2 protein-coding genes are annotated in these 1,227 nt (G+C 39.2%); both read left to right on the top strand.

Annotation, left to right across the window (positions count from 1 at the left end):
- Positions 1–38 precede the first annotated feature (38 nt).
- The gene (locus tag AMO19_RS05095) at positions 39–977 is read left to right on the top strand and encodes a DNA-directed RNA polymerase subunit alpha (RefSeq protein WP_075507593.1); all 939 of its coding nucleotides are present in this window, start codon (positions 39–41) and stop codon (positions 975–977) included.
- 14 nt (positions 978–991) lie between these two features.
- Positions 992–1,227 (top strand): bL17 family ribosomal protein (locus AMO19_RS05090; protein WP_075507592.1); only part of this gene is annotated, 236 nt, incomplete at its 3' end.

Here is a 1,227-nt window from a genome sequence, read left to right as displayed (position 1 = left end):
CCCCCCCCCAAAAAAAACTCTTAACCTCATTATTTTCCGTGTTGCAATACCAGATTGACAGAATCGACCATCAAGTAGCAGATGATCGCTCCCAAACAGGAACTTTTTTAATTGGTCCTCTAGAAAGGGGACAAGCCACAACTTTGGGCAATTCCCTCAGAAGAGTCCTTATGGGAGGACTTGAAGGGAGTGCAGTTACTGCAGTAAGAATAGCAGGAATTAATCATGAATATGCCACTATTCCTGGAGTTAGAGAAGACGTTTTAGATATTCTTCTTAATTGCAAGCAACTATCAATAAATAGCTCAAATCCAGAGCTCGAAATCGGCAGATTAGTAGCGAGTGGTCCAATGGAGGTTAAGGCGAATGACATCCAATTCTCCTCTCAAGTTGAAATTGTTGATGGCGAAAAACCGATCGCGACTATTCAAGAAGGTCATAATTTAGAGTTGGAAATCCATGTTGAAAGAGGTGTTGGATATAGACCCGTAGACCGTAAGAGTGAAGAGACAACTGCTATTGATTTACTTCAAATAGATGCTGTATTTATGCCAGTGAAGAGAGTGAATTTTACGATTGATGAAACTGCTGTAGCAGAAGGTGGATCGGGAAGAGAAAGATTAAAAATGGAAGTCGTAACAGATGGTTCAACAAGTCCTGACGATGCTATTGCTGAGGCTGCAAATCATTTAATAGAACTCTTTCAACCCCTTGCTACTGTCACAATGGTTGAGGAAATTCCTGAAGAACCTGAACCATCTCCTGAAGCTCAAATTCCTCTAGAAGAGCTAAACTTGTCCGTTAGAGCATATAATTGTTTGAAAAGGGCGCAAGTTAACTCAGTTTCAGATTTAATGGGCTTCAGTTATGAAGATCTTCTTGAAATTAAGAACTTTGGCTCTAAATCTGCAGATGAGGTTATTGAAGCTCTTGAGCGCATCGGCATTTCTATTCCACAAAGCAGAACATCTGTTTAACAACTTTAAAGATTATGAGACACCAACTTAGAATTCCATTATTAAGTAAACCTGCTGACCAGAGGAAAGCACTTCTAAGAGGTTTAACTACTCAACTAATCAGGGAAGGTAGAGTAACTACAACAAAAGCTCGTGCTAAAGCTTTAAGAAATGAAGCTGAAAGAATGATTTCACTTGCCAAAGATGGAAGTTTGGCCTCTAGGAGAAGGGCTATTGGATATATTTATGATAAAAAATTAGTTCATTCATT

This window comes from Prochlorococcus marinus (genome assembly GCF_001180245.1).
In the GTDB taxonomy this organism is placed as follows: Bacteria; Cyanobacteriota; Cyanobacteriia; order PCC-6307; family Cyanobiaceae; genus Prochlorococcus_A; species Prochlorococcus_A marinus_F.
The sequence above is the reverse complement of the archived record's forward strand: the minus strand, read 5'-3'. Positions and strand labels throughout refer to the sequence as shown.